At 46.4% G+C, this 1,344-nt stretch carries 1 protein-coding gene and 1 pseudogene; one reads left to right on the top strand and one right to left on the bottom strand.

All coding sequences use genetic code 11. The features are described from left to right. Window positions 1-558 (top strand): annotated as a pseudogene (locus R7P67_RS24570) (CHAD domain-containing protein); the annotation flags it as partial. A gap of 62 nt (window positions 559-620) precedes the next feature. Here the strand turns inward: R7P67_RS24570 and R7P67_RS24565 are convergent. Further along, window positions 621-1,344, bottom strand: a 724-nt coding sequence (locus tag R7P67_RS24565) for a potassium channel family protein (protein ID WP_318086285.1), incomplete at its 5' end; no start/stop codon positions are given.

The following is a 1,344-nucleotide window of genomic DNA, read 5'->3' as shown; positions in this document are numbered from 1 at the left end:
CTTGTCTCCGAGTTGACTCAACAGTTGGAAGAGTTGCCAAGTCGTGAAGAGATGCTGACATTGTTGAGTTCGGCGCGTTACACAGGATTACTGCTGGATCTTAGCCGCTGGATCTTAGCGCGTGGCTGGCAGCCATTCTTGGAGAAGAAAGCGCGCGAGAAGATGGCAAGCAACATCATGCCGTTTTCTGTGACGCAATGAGATCTCACTTGGGCAGAGCGGATGGAAGCTTTCCCTGCAGAGCGTGATTTGTCTGCGCAAGAGTATGTGGATCAGCGTTACCGTCTGCTGCGTAACCTTTACACTGGAATTGGTTTTGCGAGCTTGTACAACTTCGACGAGCGTAATAGCTTCCGTCTTCCTTGGGCTGACTTAGTGCATGGCATTGATGATCTGTTGATGCTGAACCATCTGTTGCCTTTGGTCGATATGCTGGAAAATGAAGAGAAAGAACAGCTAGAGCGTTGGCTGCACCGCCAAGAGCGTTCGATTCTTCATGCAATGGATCAAACAAGAGCAATCAGCGTAGAGACTCAGCCGTACTGGCGTGAAAAATAAGACAAGCGAGCGCAAAGTAGCGTTATCTTCATTAATTTAAAGAGAAATAGGACCGATAGGTCCTATTTTTTTGTCTGAATTTTGCGTTGCTGCATTTCCTCTTCGATAAGAGTTAGTCGCTCAAGGATTTGTTCTTGCTGTTCTAATAGCTGTTCTAACATCCGCTCTTTGTTCTTAGAACGGTGATCTTGCTGTTTAGTCGGAGCGGTTAAAATCGACGTAATCACACCAGAGATCATACCGAAGATCCCCACTCCACAAACGATGATGATGACGGCTAAAAACTTTCCTCCAGAGGTCACTGGATAATGATCGCCATAACCCACAGTGGAGATGGTCACAAAGACCCACCACAAAGCATCAGCTCCAGTACGGATGTTCGCAGCTGGGTTTTTGGCTTCGATAAACAGCATGGCGGTGGAACCGAGCGTTATGAGGATCACCATCAACAGCAATATGGACGCGACAGTGGTTTCTCGGCGGTTTTCTTTGAGCTGATGCAGAATGAACTTTGAAGAGCGCAGCACCAACACCACGCGCAAAATATGAAAGATGCGAGCAAAGCGTAATGGCTCGATCATTGGGATGCTGGCCACAAAATCTATCCAATGCAGCTTAATAAATGAACGTCGATCTGTGGAGCGGATCAAATCAATGGTGAGCTGCAATAGAAAAATACTACAGATTATGAAATCCAGACCGATAAGAACTTGACGGGTTTCGTTATCGATTGGAAAAAACAACAGGCCAGAGATCACAAATAACGCCATAAAGGACAAGATTAGT

It is taken from the genome of Vibrio sp. Vb0937 (assembly GCF_033338855.1).
The sequence above is the reverse complement of the archived record's forward strand: the minus strand, read 5'-3'. Positions and strand labels throughout refer to the sequence as shown.